20 protein-coding genes are annotated in these 15,975 nt (G+C 71.4%); 4 read left to right on the top strand and 16 right to left on the bottom strand.

Annotation, left to right across the window (positions count from 1 at the left end):
• Positions 1–148: 148 nt before the first annotated feature.
• Both J3A75_RS03275 and J3A75_RS03280 read left to right on the top strand, forming a co-directional pair.
• Positions 149–580: a response regulator gene (locus J3A75_RS03275; protein ID WP_012317120.1), complete on the top strand. Its 432-nt coding sequence runs from the start codon at positions 149–151 to the stop codon at positions 578–580.
• A gap of 24 nt (positions 581–604) precedes the next feature.
• On the top strand, positions 605–970 hold the full coding sequence (locus tag J3A75_RS03280; protein WP_012317121.1) for a hypothetical protein: 366 nt from the start codon (positions 605–607) through the stop codon (positions 968–970).
• A 31-nt stretch (positions 971–1,001) separates the two neighbouring features.
• Here J3A75_RS03280 and J3A75_RS03285 read toward each other — a convergent pair whose 3' ends face one another.
• From J3A75_RS03285 to J3A75_RS03360, 16 genes are all read right to left on the bottom strand, one after another.
• Positions 1,002–1,631, bottom strand: a complete 630-nt coding sequence (locus J3A75_RS03285; RefSeq protein ID WP_070998265.1) for a DUF2939 domain-containing protein — start codon at positions 1,629–1,631, stop codon at positions 1,002–1,004.
• Between the two features lie 24 nt (positions 1,632–1,655).
• Entirely contained in the window at positions 1,656–2,210 is a 555-nt protein-coding gene (locus J3A75_RS03290; protein WP_012317123.1) for an RNA pyrophosphohydrolase, read from the bottom strand.
• Between the two features lie 94 nt (positions 2,211–2,304).
• A complete protein-coding gene (locus J3A75_RS03295) occupies positions 2,305–3,540 on the bottom strand; it encodes a divergent polysaccharide deacetylase family protein (protein ID WP_043072911.1) in 1,236 nt (411 codons plus the stop codon).
• Positions 3,541–3,713: 173 nt separating this feature from the next.
• Positions 3,714–5,054, bottom strand: coding sequence for a S41 family peptidase (locus J3A75_RS03300; RefSeq protein ID WP_012317125.1), 1,341 nt, complete (start codon positions 5,052–5,054; stop codon positions 3,714–3,716).
• A complete protein-coding gene (locus tag J3A75_RS03305) occupies positions 5,054–6,385 on the bottom strand; it encodes a murein hydrolase activator EnvC family protein (RefSeq protein ID WP_041372452.1) in 1,332 nt (443 codons plus the stop codon). Before J3A75_RS03305 ends, J3A75_RS03300 begins: the two co-directional genes overlap by 1 nt.
• A gap of 42 nt (positions 6,386–6,427) precedes the next feature.
• On the bottom strand, positions 6,428–6,922 hold the full coding sequence (gene rlmH, locus J3A75_RS03310; RefSeq protein ID WP_012317127.1) for a 23S rRNA (pseudouridine(1915)-N(3))-methyltransferase RlmH: 495 nt from the start codon (positions 6,920–6,922) through the stop codon (positions 6,428–6,430).
• Between the two features lie 15 nt (positions 6,923–6,937).
• Complete coding sequence (gene rsfS / locus J3A75_RS03315) at positions 6,938–7,270, bottom strand: ribosome silencing factor (RefSeq protein WP_085985303.1); 333 nt, start codon at positions 7,268–7,270, stop codon at positions 6,938–6,940.
• 129 nt (positions 7,271–7,399) lie between these two features.
• Positions 7,400–8,059, bottom strand: coding sequence for a nicotinate-nucleotide adenylyltransferase (locus J3A75_RS03320; RefSeq protein WP_209649694.1), 660 nt, complete (start codon positions 8,057–8,059; stop codon positions 7,400–7,402).
• 19 nt (positions 8,060–8,078) lie between these two features.
• On the bottom strand, positions 8,079–9,377 hold the full coding sequence (locus J3A75_RS03325) for a glutamate-5-semialdehyde dehydrogenase (protein WP_043072912.1): 1,299 nt from the start codon (positions 9,375–9,377) through the stop codon (positions 8,079–8,081).
• A 159-nt stretch (positions 9,378–9,536) separates the two neighbouring features.
• Positions 9,537–10,652 carry a glutamate 5-kinase gene (gene proB / locus J3A75_RS03330; protein WP_012317131.1) on the bottom strand — a complete coding sequence of 372 codons (1,116 nt, stop codon included), beginning with the start codon at positions 10,650–10,652 and terminating at the stop codon, positions 9,537–9,539.
• 70 nt (positions 10,653–10,722) lie between these two features.
• Complete coding sequence (obgE, locus tag J3A75_RS03335) at positions 10,723–11,751, bottom strand: GTPase ObgE (RefSeq protein ID WP_012317132.1); 1,029 nt, start codon at positions 11,749–11,751, stop codon at positions 10,723–10,725.
• An 89-nt stretch (positions 11,752–11,840) separates the two neighbouring features.
• Positions 11,841–12,437 carry a GNAT family N-acetyltransferase gene (locus J3A75_RS03340; RefSeq protein ID WP_012317133.1) on the bottom strand — a complete coding sequence of 199 codons (597 nt, stop codon included), beginning with the start codon at positions 12,435–12,437 and terminating at the stop codon, positions 11,841–11,843.
• Positions 12,438–12,623: 186 nt separating this feature from the next.
• Positions 12,624–12,890 carry a 50S ribosomal protein L27 gene (gene rpmA / locus J3A75_RS03345; protein ID WP_012317134.1) on the bottom strand — a complete coding sequence of 89 codons (267 nt, stop codon included), beginning with the start codon at positions 12,888–12,890 and terminating at the stop codon, positions 12,624–12,626.
• Between the two features lie 88 nt (positions 12,891–12,978).
• Positions 12,979–13,293: a 50S ribosomal protein L21 gene (rplU, locus tag J3A75_RS03350; RefSeq protein WP_010683509.1), complete on the bottom strand. Its 315-nt coding sequence runs from the start codon at positions 13,291–13,293 to the stop codon at positions 12,979–12,981.
• A 189-nt stretch (positions 13,294–13,482) separates the two neighbouring features.
• Positions 13,483–13,854 (bottom strand): hypothetical protein, encoded by a 372-nt coding sequence (locus tag J3A75_RS03355; protein ID WP_244632913.1) that lies wholly within the window; start codon positions 13,852–13,854, stop codon positions 13,483–13,485.
• Positions 13,855–14,123: 269 nt separating this feature from the next.
• Positions 14,124–14,756 (bottom strand): YceI family protein, encoded by a 633-nt coding sequence (locus J3A75_RS03360; protein ID WP_070998267.1) that lies wholly within the window; start codon positions 14,754–14,756, stop codon positions 14,124–14,126.
• A 131-nt stretch (positions 14,757–14,887) separates the two neighbouring features.
• On the opposite strand from J3A75_RS03360, the gene ruvA reads away from it, so the two are divergent.
• Together ruvA and J3A75_RS36325 are read left to right on the top strand one after the other, a co-directional pair.
• Positions 14,888–15,505, top strand: a complete 618-nt coding sequence (gene ruvA / locus J3A75_RS03365; RefSeq protein WP_024827869.1) for a Holliday junction branch migration protein RuvA — start codon at positions 14,888–14,890, stop codon at positions 15,503–15,505.
• Positions 15,506–15,697: 192 nt separating this feature from the next.
• On the top strand, positions 15,698–15,970 hold the full coding sequence (locus J3A75_RS36325) for a bacterioferritin-associated ferredoxin (RefSeq protein WP_083374474.1): 273 nt from the start codon (positions 15,698–15,700) through the stop codon (positions 15,968–15,970).
• The last annotated feature ends 5 nt before the right edge of the window (positions 15,971–15,975 follow it).

Genomic DNA, 15,975 nt, shown 5'->3' on the forward strand with positions numbered 1-15,975 from the left:
CACGGACGCCGGGCCGCGGTTAACGCGCCGCTCACCAAACCCGAGCAATTCGATGCAAACACGGTGAACGCCGCGTCGGAAGGGGCCGTTGCCCCAGCGATCCGGCTCGGGGACATCGTGCCCCCGCCGGGTGAGTGGGAGTTGCGTCATGGTTCCGTTCGCCGCCGCTTTCGTCTGCCCGACCCTGCCCGTCCCGGACCGGGGCGTCGCCACGATCCTGGTCGTCGAGGATGAGCCGACCGTGTGCGAGCTGGCCGCCGAGGCGCTCCTCGACGAGGGGTACCGGGTGCTCACCGCCGCCGATGCCTGGGAGGCCGAGGCGATCCTGTCCCGGGAGAGCGTCGACCTGCTCTTCACCGATATCGATCTGGCCCGCAACACGGACGGCCTGTCGCTCGCCCGGTGCGCCCGCCGGCTCTCGCCCGATCTCCCGGTGGTCTACACCTCCGGGGGCCGGGCTTCCCTGGCAACCTGCGAGGCGGTTCCGGGCTCGGTCTTCGTGCCGAAGCCCTACCGTCCGAGCCAGCTCGTGGCGCTGACGCAGGATGTCCTGCGCACCGCGCCCCTCCGATCCTTCTGAACCGGACCTCCGAGGATACCCGCCATGTGGCGCTCTCTTCCCGCAATCGGCCTCGCGCTCGCCGCCGCGGTCGCCGCATCGCCGGCCCGGGCGGCCTGCGACGTGAAGGGCGCGCAGATCGAGGAGGCGATCGCCAAGAAGAGCGAGCTCCGTGAGGACGCTAACGCGCAGCTGGTCCGCGACCTCCGGACCCTGCGCGACGCCGCCATCGTCCTCGAGAGCTACAAGTTTCCGGGCGAGTGCGAGGTCCTGCTCGGGATCGTGCGCTCCCTCCTGGCCAATCCGAGCAAGACCATCGAGCAGAGCGGCGACACCGACGAGGAGAAGGCCGAGGACCTGATCGAGGCGCGCGAGCCCAAGGACGCGGCGGGCGCCCCGAAGGCGAAGTAGCGAGCCGCGGCCGTCCGGGGCGCGGCGCCCGTCAGCGCTCCTCGCCGGCGCTGGCGCCGATCTTGGCGCGCGCCAGCGCGCGGCTGAGCTTGGCGGCGATCTGCTCGCGCAGCATGTCGGCCATCTCGATATCCACGAGGCGCCAGCTCAGGCCGCGCAGCCGCAGCCGGATCCGCGTGCGTTCCGGGCGGGGCCCCTCCGGCGGGATCGGGATCACGACCGCGCGGAAGCCGCGCATCTCCAGAGCCGCGTAGTAGGGTATGAGCCGCCCGAGGCCGCGGATGACCAAGCCCTCAGACCGGGTGCCGTCCGGCCGCTCGACGTCGAGCTTGTCGGGCCAGCCGTTGGCCAGCAGATCCATCACCGTCTCCGGCGTCACCATCGTCTCGGCGAGCGCCAGGGCGAGCCCGTAGGCGGCGTCGTTCAGGCGCTGGCGGTCGCGCGGCTCCAGGTCGGGATCGCTCTCAGAGGCCGCGCGCATCGCGGCGGTGATCTGCCGGACCAGCGACAGCCGCAGCGTCCTGAAGTTCACGTGACTCTCGACATAGGCGGCGTCGTGCCGACGCACCGCCTGAGCGAGGTCGTAGAGCGACCAGAGCGGGCTCATCGTGAAGGCGAGCCACGCCAGGGCGAGAGCGACCGGGACCGCGAGCCAGCGCACGGCCTCAGCGCCCCGTCCGCGCGGTCATGACCGCGCCGCCCAGCGATCGAGGCCGGAGAAGGCCGCGACGACCCGCTCGTAGACCGGCCGCTTGAATGGGACGATCAGGTCCGGAAGTTCGGAGAGTTGCGCCCAGCGCCAAGCGTCGAATTCCGCCTTGTGAGCGCCGCCGCCGGGCCGGAGCACGTCGATCAGGTCCTCGCTGCCGACGAAGCCGTAGGCGAACCATTTCTGCGTCTGGCCACGGTAGCGGCCCTTCCAGGCCTGCTTCATCACCGCCGGGGGCAGGTCGTAGGGCAGCCAGTCCGGGATCTCGGCGAGGAGCTTCACCGCCTCCGGCGGGACGTTGGTCTCCTCGTAGAGCTCGCGCCGTGCGGCGGCTTCCGCATCCTCACCGGGATCGATGCCGCCCTGCGGCATCTGCCACATGTGCGGACCGTCGACGTGCTCGGGACCCGCCTCCTTGCTGCGACGCCCGACGAAGACGCCGCCCGACGGCGCGATCAGGGCGATGCCCACGCAGGGGCGATAGGGCAGGGCAGTGCCTGGGTCCGAATCCGTTACCATCGCGGCGACCATAGGTCAGGGGTGGGCGAGGCGGCAACGTCGACCAAGTCTTCACCGATCCGGACGGTGCCGGATCTACTTGCGCTGACTTTCGACACGGTCGCGTTCAATCAGCCGTGGAGACTCGCTTGTCGCGGGCGCCGCGCAGCGCCACGCTCGCCGGCACGAGGCGCAGCCCGCGGGACTCGATCTCCTTCGCCCAGCGCGCGATCCGATCGACGCTCAGCGGTGTCCCGGTCGCCGAGACCAGGGCGAAGCCGTTGGCGCGGGCCCGAGCCTCGGCCTGGGCGAGTGCGGCGTCGATCGCGTCGGCGCGCGGCGTGGCGTCGAGGACGATCTCGGCGCGGGCGACCGGCGTCTTCCCCTTGTTGGCGGGCGCGACCGCGGGCTTCGGAGCCGTGCCGTCGTCGAGGAACCCCAAACCGCGGGCGCCGATCTCGCGCAGGACCGGCTCGAACGCCGCATCGGCCATGAGCTTCGAGCCCATGTAGTTCACGACGCCGACATAGCCCGGGAAGCGCGCCATCGCCCAGGCCTGCCGATCGGCATTCTCCAGCCCCTTCAACGCGGTGAGCAGCGTCTGCGGGCCCGGGTCGCTGTCGGGATAGTCGAAGGGCTCCATCGGGAGTTGCAGGAACACTTCGTGGCCCGCGTCCCTGGCGCGCGCGGCGGCGCGCTCGACCTCGCCGCCGTAGGGCAGGAAGGCGAGACTCACGGCGGCGGGCAGGCGCGCGGTGGCGCCGGCGGTGGCGGCCTGGCCGACACCGAGACCGGTCACCACGATCGCGATGCGCGGCCCCGAGCCGGCCTCTTCCGATCGGGCGTACACGTCGAGGGCGCGGATGCGGCCCTCGCCCAGCTTCGGCATGAGACCGTGGCGGCCGGATTCGCTGATCCGCGGATCCGGGGCCTGGGCGAGACGGGGGGCGCTCGGCGGCGGCACACGGATCACCACCGCCTCGCTCGGCCCGCTGCCGGCCGGGCGCACGACCGTGACGCCGGAGGCGGTCTCGACCTCCTCGGCACTGCGCTGGAGCGGCGCGGTTCCGGGTTCCGTCGTGATCACCTGGGGCTGCTGTGCGGCTGGCGCCTGCGCGGCCGGGCGGGCCGCGGGTTCGCGCATCGTGATCGCCACCTGGACGCGGGGCTCACCGCCGTGCGGGTCCCCCAGCGCGAGCACCAGGCCGGCCGCCACCACGAAGCTGGCCGCGAGCGCGGCGGCCGCGACCCGGGGCCGGCGGCCAGCCGCGACGAGGCGTCCGATCCGGCCTTCGGGCTGCGCCGGCGCCGCCTCCGGCACCCCGAGGGGGCGCGTGAGGATATCGTCGGTGGACTCGGTCAAGCGGCTCTCGATACGGGATCGCGGTTCCTGCGCCGGTCGGCGCGGTCCCAACCCTCGGATCCATTGCGGCCGGGTATGGTTAACGTTCCGCTAATGCTCGGTCCCAGAACGGGAAATCCCGCCCGGGGGTGGCCGGGCGGGATCGGGTCCTGGCGCAGCGCGAGGCCGCGTGATCAGTTCGGCAGGCTCGGCTTCTGCTGCTGCGGCGCGGGCGTCCCGTTGGCGGCGCCCTTCTGGATGCCGTGGAGGAAGTCGACGGCCGAGATCAGCTGCTTGTCCTTGGCCGGGTCCGGCGGGACGTAGGCGGAGGATCCGCCGCGCTCGTCGGTGTCCTTCTGCTTCAGGTGGCCCTTGAGCCCGGCCTCACCCTTCGTCTCGTCCTTGCCCTTGAGCTCGTCCGGCACGTCCTGCGTGACCTCGACGTCCGGCTCGATGCCCTTGGCCTGGATCGAGCGGCCCGACGGCGTGTAGTAGCGCGCCGTGGTGAGCCGGAGGGCGCCTGAGCCGCCGAGCGGGATGATCGACTGCACCGAGCCCTTGCCGAAGGAGCGCGTCCCCATGATGGTCGCGCGCTTGTGATCCTGGAGGGCGCCGGCCACGATCTCGGAGGCCGAGGCGGAGCCGCCGTTGACCAGCACCACGATGGGCTTGCCCTTGGTCAGATCCCCCGCCTTGGCGGAGAAGCGCTGGGTCTCGTCCGGGTTGCGGCCGCGGGTGGAGACGATCTCGCCGCGATCGAGGAAGGCGTCCGAGACCATCACGGCCTGATCGAGCAGGCCGCCCGGGTTGTTGCGCAGGTCGACGATGTAGCCTTTGATCTTGTCGGCACCGATCTCGCCGGTGAGCTTGTCGATCGCGGCCCGCATGCCGTCGAAGGTCTGCTCGTTGAACTGGGTGAGGCGGATATAGGCGACGTCGCCGCCCTCGATCTTCGAGCGCACCGGCTTGATCTTGATGACGTCGCGGGTGAGCGTGACGTCGATCGGATCCTTCGATTCCTTGCGGGTGATCTTGAGCTTCACGCTCGAGTTCACCGGGCCGCGCATCTTGTCGACCGCCTGGTTCAGGGTGAGGCCCTGGACCTGGTCGTCATCGATCTGCGTGATGATGTCGTTCGCGAGCAGGCCCGCCTTCGCCGCGGGGGTGTCGTCGATCGGCGTGACGACCTTGATCAGGCCGTCCTCCATCGTGACCTCGATGCCGAGCCCGCCGAACTCGCCGCGGGTGGTGGTCTGCATGTCGCGGAACGCCTTGGCGTCCATGTAGCTCGAGTGCGGATCGAGCGACGTCAGCATGCCGTTGACGGCCGCCTCGATCATCTTCGACTCGTCCGGCTTCTCGACGTAGTCGGTGCGGACCTTCTCGAAGACGTCGCCGAACAGGCTGAGCTGGCGGTAGGTCTCGGCCGAGGCGGCCACGGCCCGCGGACCCGACAGGAAGTCGGTCTGGGTCGCCACCATGGACGTTCCGGCACCGAGGAAGGCGCCGAGCATGATCAGGGAAGTCTTGCGCATCAGCCGCGAACCTTCTCGCCAAGTACCGTATTATTCGGGCTCTTCGCCCACCACGGCTCCGGATCGATGGAGCCGCCGTCCTTCTTGAACTCGACGTAGAGCGTGGGATCACCCTCGGACCCGCCGGGACCCGCACCCTTGTCGCCCATGCTGCCGACCGGTTCGCCCGCGAGCACGAACTGACCGACCTCGACGCTGATCTGGTCCATTCCCGCGAGCAGAAGATAGTAGCCGTCGCCCGCGTTGATGATCAAGAGTTGGCCATAGGACCGAAACGGCCCGGCGAACTGCACCCACCCGTCGGCCGGGGAGGAGACCGAAGCCTTCGGGCGGGTCGTGAACGACACGCCGCGCGTCGTCCCCCCATTGCCATCGGGCTGGTTGAATCCCCGTGCGACGCGACCGCTCACCGGCCGCGGCACTTCGCCCCGTGCCTCGGCGAAGTGCACCTTGGGGGCCAGCCGCGCGGGATCGCGGAAGCCGGCCGCGGCGAACCGCTCCTGGGTGATGCGCACTTCGCGCTCCGCGGCGGCCTTGGCCTCCTCGGCGGAGCGCTTCGCCGCCGCGACCTCCGCCTCCGTGCGGTCGAGCAGATCCTTCAGGGTCTTGGCCTGCGCGCCGAGCTCGGTGGCCCGGCGCCGTTCGGCGGTCAGGCCGCTCTCAACCTCCGCCTGCCGTGCGCGCCGGGCCGCGACGAGGGCCTGGAGGCGCTGCTGCTCCCTCGCCCAGCCGGCGAGATCGCTCGAGAGCCCTTCCTTGTCCTGCGCGATCAAACCGCGCAGCCTGATCATTTCCGCGAGATCGGCCGCGAGCGTGTCGACCTCACCGCGCAGTTCCGGCACCACCGCGCCGAGCAGCATCGAGGTCCGGATCGCGGCCAGCACGTCCTCGGGACTCACCAGCACGGCCGGTGGCGGACGACGGCCCATGCGCTGGAGCGCCGCCAGGATCTCGGCGACGATGCCGCGCCGACCCTGCAGCGAGTGCCGGATCGCGGCCTCGCTCTCGCTCATCGCCTTCAGGCGCTCCTCGAGGCGGCTCAGGCGATCTTCCGTCGCCTGCGCCTGCCGGTTCGCGTCGAGGAGGGCTGTGTCGAGCTTCGCGCGGTCAGACCCGATCGCGGCGATCTCGGCCTCGAACTGCGCGCGCTGTCCGGCGCTGGCGGCCAGGGCGTCCTGCACGCGTTTCAGGTTCTCGGCCCGGCGCTCCCGCTCCTCGTTGGCCCGCTGTATCGCCTCGGGGTCCGTGGGCTTCGGGGCCTCGGCGCGCGCGGCCACGGTGATCGACAGCACGGCCAGCAGGGCGAATGCCGCGCGTCCGCGCCGCGGCACGGGGTTGGACTCGGCCTCGGTCTCGGACTTCCCCACGGCCGTTCAGCCCGCCTCACCGCGATGGTAGGGGTGTCCGGCCAGGATCGTGAGGCTGCGATAGAGTTGTTCGAGGGCGAGCACGCGAACGAGTCCGTGGGGCAGGGTGGCGGCCCCGAACGACAGGATCAACTCGGCCCGCGTCCGAATTGAGGCGTCCAGCCCGTCCGGCCCACCGATCGTCACGACCAGAGCCGGCCGGGCCGCATCGCGCCAGCCGGCGACGCGTTCTGCCAGGGCCTCGCTGCCGAGATCGGCCCGGCCGCGCTCGTCGTAGGCGACGAGGACTCCGCCGGAGGGCAGATAGGTCGCGAGCGCCGCCGCCTCCTCGGCGCACCGGTCGGGGGCGCGACGGGCCCGGGATTCCGGAATCTCGACGTTGTCGCAGGACGGGAAGCCGAGGCCGCGTCCGAGTTGTGCGGCGCGGTCGCGATATCGTGACGCGAGCTCGCGCTCCGGCCCGGCCTTCAGCCGTCCGACCGCGGCCAGGATCAGGCGCATGGACCTCGGTCCGGCCTAGCCGGCCGCGAGCCCGACGGGACGGTCGGCGCCCCACATCTTCTCGAGATTGTAGAAGCCGCGGACTTCGGGGCGGAAGATGTGCACCAGCACGTCGCCGGCGTCGATCAGCACCCAGTCGCAGGCCGGCATGCCCTCGACCCGGGCATTGCCGAAGCCGCGGTTCTTCATCTCCTGGATGATCTTGTCGGCGATCGACCCGACGTGCCGCTGCGAGCGACCCGACGTGATGATCATCGTGTCGGCGAGCGAGGTCTTGCCGGCCAGATCGATCGCGATCGTCTCCTCGGCCTTCATGTCGTCGAGGCATTCGAGGGCGAGTGCCTTCAGATCGTCCGAGCGCGCCTGACCGGCTTCGACCGGGGCTTGGACGGGGGTGCGGATCGTCTCCGTGCGACTGGTCTCGGGCAGAGTCCTGGTTCCTCGTTCTGCCGCACGGCGACGTCGGGCCTTGCGGGATCAGGTGAAATTGGCGGTATCGCGCCCCGATTGCAACCGCGCAGGCTGCGGTCGCGGCGTCGGCGCGCCCCTGCGCGCGCGGATCTGCGTGGACGAGAGGGTCGAGCGGGGCCCGTGGAGGAACACCCAGGCCGGCGGCGACCGTAGCGCGAGCGTCGATGCCGCCGCCTCGGGGACCCGGGCGTCGGCGAGGCGTTGCGCGGCCCGGGCGCTCAGCGGCGTCATGGTGAAGCCGGGCCGGTCGATGACGGCGATCGGCACGAGTCGCGCGATCTCGGCGAAACCCTTCCAGCGATGGAAGGTGCCGAGGGAATCGGCCCCCATGATCCAGACGAAGTGGACGCCCGGACACCGGCGCGTGAGGAACCGCAGCGTCTGGACCGTGAAGCGGACGCCGAGCGCCGCCTCGATCCCTGTCACGGCGATCCGGGGGTGCCGGGCGATCTCGCGCGCCTGGGCGCACCGCGCTGCGACGGAGGGGAGGGCGCACCGGCTCTTCAGCGGATTGCCCGGGCTCACCAGCCACCAGACGCGATCGAGCCCGAGCCGCCGCAGGGCCGAGAGGGTCACGTGCCGGTGGCCCAGATGGGCCGGATTGAAGGATCCGCCGTAGAGGCCGATCCGCATGCCGGGGGCGCTCGGCGGCAGGGTCAGCCGCACGCCGGACCTTCAGGTCGGATCACGGGCGAATCTGGCCGGTGCCGTGGACCCGGTACTTGAACGTGGTGAGCTGCTCGACGCCCACCGGCCCGCGCGCGTGCATCCGCCCCGTGGCGATGCCGATCTCGGCCCCGAAGCCGAACTCGCCGCCGTCGGCGAACTGCGTGGAGGCGTTGTGCGTGACGATCGCCGAGTCGACTTCGGCCAGGAAACGGGTCGCCTCGGCGTCGTTCTCGGTGATGATCGCGTCCGTGTGATGCGATCCGTAGGTCTCGATGTGCTCGATGGCGGCCTCGATCCCGTCCACCACCCGCACCGCGATGATCGCGTCGAGGTACTCGGTGTGCCAATCCTCCTCGGAAGCGGCCGTCACGCGCGGATCGACCGCGCGCGTCGCGGCATCGCCCCGGACCGCGCAGCCGGCGTCGAGCAGGGCCTGGACCAGCGGCGCGAGGTGCGTCGCCGCGCAGGCACGGTCGACCAGCAGGGTCTCGGCGGCGCCGCAGACGCTGGTCCGGCGCATCTTGCTGTTGAGCAGCACGGTGCGGGCCATGTCGAGGTCGGCCGCCGCGGCGACGTAGACGTGGTTGATGCCGTCGAGATGGGCGAAGACCGGAACGCGCGCCTCGGCCTGGACGCGCTCCACGAGGCCGCGGCCGCCGCGCGGGACGATCACGTCCACGCAGCCGTCGAGGCCGGCGAGCATCAGCCCGACCGCGGCGCGGTCGCGGGTCGGCACCAGCTGGATCGCGTCCTCCGGCAGGCCGGCATCGGCGAGCCCCCGGCTCATGGCCCTCGCGATCGCCATGGCGCTGCGATGGCTGTCCGAACCGGCGCGAAGGATCGCCGCGTTGCCGGCCTTGAGGCAGAGCGCTCCGGCATCCGCCGTCACGTTGGGCCGCGCCTCGAAGATCACGCCGACGACCCCGAGCGGCACCGCGATGCGCTCGATCAGCAGGCCGTTCGGCCGCTCGATCGCGGCGAGCTGGCGACCGACCGGGTCGGCCAGCGACCCGACCTTCTCGACGGCGTCCGCGATGGCCGCGAGGCGCCCAGGGTCGAGGGTGAGCCGGTCGATCAGCGCGGCGGTCTGACCCGCGCTCCGGGCCGCGGCCACGTCCCGCGCGTTCTCGCTCAGGATCTCGTCGCGGCTCGCGCGGATCCGCTCGGCGATCAGCTTGAGCGCCGCGTCCTTGGTCCGCGCCGAGGCCAGCGCCATGCGCCGCGCCGCCGCCCGGGCGCGACGGCCGATCGCCCCCATCTGCTCCGGGAGGGCATCGGCCTCGGCGAAGTCCGATCTCAGGTTCAGGACGGGCACGCTGGCGTCCTCGGTTGTCGACGGCCGCACGCGCGACCCGGACGGGGGAAAGCGCCGTATTTGCACATCGAGCGCCGTCCCGACAAGAGTGCCGGGCCGGGAATTGTGACGGTAATTGAGAGGAAAAATTGTATATAGATTAGCTTATGTCCGCGACTTCTAGAACAGTGCCAAGTCATCGCGGTGCACCATCCAGGCGCGACCGGGATAATTGAGCAGTTCCGGAATGCGCGCGCTCGGATGACCGATGATCAGCGCGGCCTCGGCGCTGTCGTACGCCACCAGGCCGCGGCCCAGGATCCGGCCCTCCGGATCGCGGATCATCACGGCGTCGCCGCGCGAGAAGCTGCCCTCGATCGCCCGCACGCCCACCGGGAGCAGGCTGGCCCCGCTCCGGAGCGCCTGCTCGGCACCCGCGTCGATCGTCAGCGTGCCGCGTGGCTCGAGGGAGCCGGCGATCCAGGTCTTCCGGGCGGCCGTCGGCGTGGAGCCCGACAGGAACCACGTGCAGCGCGCGCCGTCCCGCACGGCCTTGAGCGGGTTCTTCCCGCGTCCGTCCGCGATGACCAGGTGCGTGCCGCCCGAGGCGGCGATCTTGGCGGCCTCGACCTTGGTGCGCATGCCGCCCCGCGACAGCTCGGAGGCCGGGCCGCCGGCCATCGCCTCGATCTCCGGGGTGATGCGCTCGACCACGGCGAGGTGGCGGGCGTCCGGATCGCTCTTGGGCGGCGCGGTGTAGAGGCCGTCGATGTCCGAGAACAGCACCAGCACGTCGGCGTCGATCATGGTGGCGACCCGGGCGGCGAGCCGGTCGTTGTCGCCGTAGCGGATCTCCGAGGTCGCCACCGTGTCGTTCTCGTTCACGACCGGGACCGCGCGCATCTCCAGGAGCTTCAGCACGGTGGCGCGGGCGTTGAGGTAGCGGCGGCGCTCCTCGGTGTCCTGCGGCGTCACGAGGATCTGGCCTGCGACGATGCCGTGATGGCCCAGAGCTTCGGCCCAGTGGCGCGCCAGCGTGATCTGCCCCACCGAGGCCGCGCCCTGGCTCTCCTCCAGGCGCAGGACGCCGGGCGGCAAACCCAGCACCGTCCGGCCGAGGGCGATGCTGCCGGACGACACGACCAGAACGTCGACGCCGCGCCCGTGCAACTCCGCGATGTCCTCGGCCAGCGCCGCGAGCCAGGCATGGCGCAGGCGGCCGGCACTGCGGTCGACCAGCAGGGCCGAGCCGACCTTGATGACCACACGGCGAAATTCTTCGAGGGCAGGGATCATGATTCTTGCGGGACGGCGCGTCGACGGCGGGTGTGAACCAAGAGCCGCCCTTTGAACAGTCGGTCGAGGGCTACGGCTGCCAGGCGGCTACCGGCTTCCGCTCGGCCTCGGCGCTGGCGTCGATCTCGGTTTGGAGCGCCCGCAGCGCCTCGGGAACGCCCTTGCGGCTCGCCGAGGACAGGATCAGCGGCGCGCGGCCGGCGGCGCGCTTCAGCTTCGCCACCTGGCTCTTGAGGGTGTCGGCGTCGAGGGCGTCGGCCTTCGAGAGCGCCACGATCTCGGGCTTCTCCGCGAGGCCGTTGCCGTAGGCCTCGATCTCGCCGCGGACCAGCTTGTAGGTCTTGCCGGCATGCTCGCTCGTGCCGTCCACGAGGTGCAGCAGCACCCGGCAGCGCTCGACATGGGCGAGGAACTTGTCGCCGAGGCCGACGCCCTCGTGGGCACCCTCGATCAGGCCCGGGATGTCGGCGAGCACGAACTCGCGCCCGTCCGACCGCACCACGCCGAGGCCGGGATGCAGGGTCGTGAACGGGTAGTCGGCGATCTTCGGCTTCGCCGCGGTGACGCTCGCCAGGAAGGTCGACTTTCCGGCATTCGGGAGGCCGACGAGGCCGGCATCGGCGATCAGCTTGAGCCGCAGCCAGATCCACATCTCCTGGCCTTCCTGGCCGGGGTTGGCGTGCTTCGGGGCGCGATTGGTGGACGTCGTGAAGTAGGCGTTGCCGAAGCCGCCGTTGCCGCCCTTCGCGAGACGGATCTTCTGGCCGACCTCGGTCAGGTCGGCGAGAAGCGTCTCGCCGTCTTCGGAGAAGATCTGCGTGCCGGCCGGGACCTTCAGGACCGTGTCGGCGCCGTTGGCGCCGTGGCAGTTCGAGCCCATGCCGTGCTCGCCCTTCTTCGCCTTGAAGTGCTGCTGGTATCGGTAGTCGATCAGGGTGTTGAGACCCTCGACGCATTCCACCCAGACATCGCCGCCCCGGCCGCCGTCGCCGCCGTTCGGTCCTCCGAACTCGATGAACTTCTCGCGCCGGAACGAGACGCAGCCGGGACCGCCGTCACCGGAGCGGACATAGACCTTGGCTTCGTCGAGGAACTTCACGACCTGAATCCTTTGTCGGGCGCGGATTCGCGACCCGCACCATCACCCTGTGAGCGGCCGCCGGCCAGCCCCGGCGCCGCGGGACCGCCTCAGGCGGCCCGCGTCATCGCCGGCTCCGACGGCGAAGCCTGCCAGCGCCGCCGGTCGAGGCTGAAGAGATCGACCGGCAGATCCGCGCCGCGCGCCGGGAACGGCCGGGTCGCGCTGCCGGCCTGCACGAAGCCGCAGGTCTCCAGCACGCGCCGGGACGCGGGGTTGACCGTGCGGGCGGACGCTGCGAGTTCCGTCCCGCCGGTATAGGCGAAGAAGGCGTGGCACAGGGCCGTGACGGCCTCGGCCATCAGGCCGCTGCCCCAGTAGGGCTGCCCGAGCCAGTAGCCGAGCTCCGGGGCCGCGTCGGTCCGCTCCTCGATGCTGATGACACCGATGAGGCTGCCCGGCGCCGCCCGAGGCGCGAGGGCGAGCGTGAGCGCCGACCCGGCGGCGTTCTGCGAGCGCGCCTGCAGCAGGAACGCGTCCACCGCCGGGGCCGGGAGCGGGTGCGGCACACGCGCCAGCATCGCGGCCACAGACGGGTCGCCGGCCAGCTTCAGGATCGCGTCCCTGTCTTTGGCTGTCGGCCAGCGCAGCCACAGCCGCCGTGTCTCGATCCGGAAAACGTCATCGCGGGTCAGATCGGGGAACATCGTGCCCTCGCAGGGCGGCGTTCCCGGCTCCGGGCCACCGCCTCAAGACGACGAAGGGGAGGATGGCGTCCCATCCTCCCCGGTGTTCCGTCCGACCTGGCCCGTCAGGGGCTCGGCAACGACGTCTCCGGTCCGGTGTGGGACACCGGGCGGGACGCCAGCTTCGCCACTCAGGGCGCCCGCCTCTTATTCCGCGGCCTCGGCCAGCGGGGTAACACCTACGAAGGCGCGCCCGCGGCGCGTCTCGAAGCGGACATGGCCCGGTACCAGCGCGAAGATCGTGTGGTCCTTGCCCATGCCGACATTGGCGCCGGGATGCCATTTGGTGCCGCGCTGACGCACGATGATGTTGCCCGGAATCACGGCCTCCGAGCCGAACTTCTTGACGCCGAGGCGCCGGCCTTCCGAGTCGCGACCGTTGCGGGACGAGCCGCCAGCCTTCTTGTGTGCCATGGGATGAGCTCCGAATTCTGAGTGGCTTGGATGCGGTCGCGGATCGATCCCTCTCAGGGGACCGTACGCGCCCAGCGTCTGGCGTGCGTCAGGCCGAAATGCCGGTGATGCGCACGACCGTGTGGTCCTGGCGATGGCCGCGCTTGCGGCGGGAGTTCTGCCGGCGGCGCTTCTTGAAGGCGATGACCTTCTTGTCGCGGCCGTGGCGCACGATCTCGCCCGTGACGCTGATGCCCGACAGGGTCGGGGCGCCGACCTGGGTCGCGCCCGCGCCGTCGGCGAACAGGAGGACCTCGCCGAAGGTCACGGCCTCGCCGGCCTCGCCTGCCAGGGAGGCGATCGTGATGGTGTCGTTGGCGGCGACGCGGTACTGCTTACCGCCCGTCTTGATGACTGCGAACATCGTTCTCTCGTGTTCTCGAACGGCCTCCGGGACGGCTGCCCCTGGACCGGCTTCTTGTTTGAAGTCATTGCGCGGGCGTTCGGCCCGGACAACGCGAAACGCGCGGACCCCAGCAGAGGCCGCGCGCCGTGCGAGGTCAGTACGGGCGCGGCGGCGCCATGTCAATCCGCTGCGGCCTGCCGGGCGGCGTCAGCGGATCGGCGCGCCGGTCGCCAGGATGCCCTTCGCGACGCTTCCCTCCGGGCCGAAGGCGGCGAGCGCCTGCGCGCACCAGGTGTCCCGGCCGTCGGCGGCGAGCTGCTGGCGCACCTGCGTGGCGCGGGTCCGCAGCTTCTCCTCCAGCATCGCCTCCTGCCCGGCATTGACCCGGGCCGCGAGGCGGAGCGTCGTCAGCTGCCCGGCCCGGACCTGCACGCCCGGACAGGCCTGCTCGGCGATGATGGTCGTGGCCGCCGCCGACGCGTAATTGTCGAGGGGCGAGGGCGCCGCCGGCACCTGCGCGGCGGCCGTCCCCGCGAGACACAGCGTCAGGGCAAGAGTGGGGACACCGACACGCCGCACGGCTCTGGCCTCCAGGGTGAGCATCGATCGGCGCGGTGGCGCGCCCCGCTCGGGACAATGTCGGGCGTCGCCCGTGAGGAACGAGGACCTGTGAGGGCCGCCCCCTTGCCGCGGCGCCGCGACGGCGGCTGACTACACCCCCGGCGCCGGGGCGTCACCCGCCGCCCCGGCTCGCATCCGCTGTCCGGCACCGCCGCGGACGCCGCGGGACGCCGGCGCCCCCGGCATCGCCACCCGGGAGAACTCGCGGCCGGCCGGCGGACCGGCCGTCAGGGCGTGGCCTTGAACTCGCCCTCGATGCGCAGGCTGACCTCGTCACCGAGCTGCGGCAGGTAGGCGTTGATGCCGAAATCCGAGCGCTTGACGACGGCGCGCCCGTCGAAGCCCACCGTGTAGCGCTGATCCACCGGATGGATGCCGGCCTGGTTGAAGGTGGCGTCGATCGCGAACGGCCGGACCGTCCCGCGCAGGTTGAGGTCGCCGGTGATCCGCGCGGTCGTCGGGCTGGTCGGCTCGACCTTGGTGGCGGTGAAGGTGGCGGTCGGGAACTTGGCCGTGTCGAAGAAGTCCGGGGCCGCGAGGTGCTCGTTCAGCCGCGCGCTGCCGGTGATGACGCCGCCGAGCGGCACGGTCACCTCGAGGCGGCTCTTCTCCGGCGCCTTCGGGTCGAGCTGGAGCGTGCCGCTGAGTCCGGTGAACTGGCCGTAATAGGTCGAGTAGCCGAGATGCGAGACCGACCACGTGACCTTGCCGTGATCCGGATCGAGGACGTAGCTGCCGGGCCGGACCTGGGTCGGATCGGCACTCGGGGCGACCGGTGCGGGCGGGGCCGCCGGGTTTTCCGCCGCCCGGGCCGGGCCGGCGCAGAGCAGGCCGATCAGGACAAGAAGTGGCGCGCGCATGTCATCCCCCCGTGACCGGCCAAGCTCGACCGGCGCGGGCCCGTGATTTCATGATCTCCCTGCGCGCTCAAGCACGTCTGGCGGAGGCCGCCGCGGTTCTGTAGGCAACCCGGGACAGCGGCAGGCGTGGCATGATCGGCAAGCTCAAGGGCGTCGTGGACTCGTTCGGCGAGGATTTCGTGATCCTCGACGTGTCGGGAGTCGGCTACATCGTGCACTGCTCGGCGCGGACCCTGCAGCGCATGCCCAAGGTCGGCGAGCCCGCAGAGCTGTCGATCGAGACCCACGTCCGCGAGGACATGATCCGCCTCTACGGCTTCCGCTCGGACGCCGAGCGGGAGTGGTTCCGCCTGCTCCAGACCGTCCAGGGCGTCGGCGCCCGGGTGGCGCTCGGCGTGCTCTCGGTGCTCGAGCCCGAGGCGCTGGCGAGCGCCATCGCCACCGGCGACAAGGGTTCGATCAGCCGGGCCCCGGGGGTCGGGCCGCGCCTCGCCGCCCGGCTCGCCGCCGAGCTCAAAGACAAGGCCCCGGCCTTCGCGCCCGTCGACCCGGCGCTGGTCGCCCTCGCGGGCGCCGTCGAGGAGGGCGCCGCCCCGCAGCCGGTGACGGACGCCGTCTCGGCCCTGGTCAATCTCGGCTACCCGCAGGTCCAGGCCGCCGCCGCCATCGCGGCCGCGCTGAAGGGCGCGGGGGAGGGCGCCGAGGCCAAGGTGCTCATCCGGCTCGGCCTGCGCGAGCTCGCCCGCTGAAGGCCCGCCTGACAGTTGGGGCACACTTAGATCGCACGCCCTTGACCCGCGCGACCCGCGGTGCCATGTCGACCGCGGCCAATAAGGTATTGAAAAGTCAGCTACTTTTCAACTCTTCTAAACTGGCACGGGTGCTCCGGACGGTCGTCGACGACCGCGGCGGGCACGGGGATGACGGGATTTGCGGCGCGCATGATCGTCTGTTCTTGTAACGTCATATCGGACGGCGCGGTCCGCGGCTGCCTGGCGCCCGGACCCGGCTGCCCGCGCACGCCCGCGCAGGTCTATGCCTGCCTCGGCTGCAGCCCGAAATGCGGGCGCTGCGCCCGTACGATCCGGGCGATCATGCAGAACGCGTTGGGCGAGGCCGCGGCGGCGGAGAGCAGCCATGCTTGCTCGACGGCTTGCGCCAGCGCGTGTAGTTTGGTGAAGTTCCAAACTGCGGATGAGGGAGTCGCGGCCTGATGCTT

It is taken from the genome of Methylobacterium sp. PvP105 (genome assembly GCF_017876975.1).
GTDB lineage: Bacteria > Pseudomonadota > Alphaproteobacteria > Rhizobiales > Beijerinckiaceae > Methylobacterium > Methylobacterium radiotolerans.

Bases quoted from the DNA above. Each gene is read 5' to 3' on its own strand.
- J3A75_RS03275 (WP_012317120.1), top strand. From the start codon at position 149: ATGGTTCCGTTCGCCGCCGCTTTCGTCTGCCCGACCCTGCCCGTCCCG.
- J3A75_RS03280 (WP_012317121.1), top strand. From the start codon at position 605: ATGTGGCGCTCTCTTCCCGCAATCGGCCTCGCGCTCGCCGCCGCGGTC.
- J3A75_RS03290 (WP_012317123.1), bottom strand. From the start codon at position 2,210: ATGGTCGCCGCGATGGTAACGGATTCGGACCCAGGCACTGCCCTGCCC.
- J3A75_RS03300 (WP_012317125.1), bottom strand. From the start codon at position 5,054: ATGCGCAAGACTTCCCTGATCATGCTCGGCGCCTTCCTCGGTGCCGGA.
- rlmH (WP_012317127.1), bottom strand. From the start codon at position 6,922: ATGCGCCTGATCCTGGCCGCGGTCGGACGGCTGAAGGCCGGGCCGGAG.
- proB (WP_012317131.1), bottom strand. From the start codon at position 10,652: ATGATCCCTGCCCTCGAAGAATTTCGCCGTGTGGTCATCAAGGTCGGC.
- J3A75_RS03340 (WP_012317133.1), bottom strand. From the start codon at position 12,437: ATGTTCCCCGATCTGACCCGCGATGACGTTTTCCGGATCGAGACACGG.
- rpmA (WP_012317134.1), bottom strand. From the start codon at position 12,890: ATGGCACACAAGAAGGCTGGCGGCTCGTCCCGCAACGGTCGCGACTCG.
- rplU (WP_010683509.1), bottom strand. From the start codon at position 13,293: ATGTTCGCAGTCATCAAGACGGGCGGTAAGCAGTACCGCGTCGCCGCC.
- J3A75_RS03360 (WP_070998267.1), bottom strand. From the start codon at position 14,756: ATGCGCGCGCCACTTCTTGTCCTGATCGGCCTGCTCTGCGCCGGCCCG.
- ruvA (WP_024827869.1), top strand. From the start codon at position 14,888: ATGATCGGCAAGCTCAAGGGCGTCGTGGACTCGTTCGGCGAGGATTTC.
- J3A75_RS36325 (WP_083374474.1), top strand. From the start codon at position 15,698: ATGATCGTCTGTTCTTGTAACGTCATATCGGACGGCGCGGTCCGCGGC.